Here is a 285-nt window from a genome sequence, read left to right as displayed (position 1 = left end):
CCTCCGCCCCCGCCGCCGCTGAGGCCGCACGCCCTCGCGGGACGCAGCCTCAGCAGCGCGGACCAGCGGACCTACGGACCTACGGACTTGCGGACTCACGGACTCGCGGACTCATGACAGGAGTCATGAATTGGAACAGATACTGCTCTTCGCCGTGCTCGGCCTCGGCCAGGGGGCACTGATCGCCGGCATCGCGCTCGGCGTCGTGGTCACCTACCGGGGCTCGGGCATCATCAACCTCTCCACCGGCGCCGTCGCCATGGTCTCGGCCTATGCCTTCTGGGC

Source organism: Streptomyces graminilatus, assembly GCF_001418565.1.
Lineage (GTDB): Bacteria > Actinomycetota > Actinomycetes > Streptomycetales > Streptomycetaceae > Streptomyces > Streptomyces graminilatus.
The sequence above is the reverse complement of the archived record's forward strand: the minus strand, read 5'-3'. Positions refer to the sequence as shown.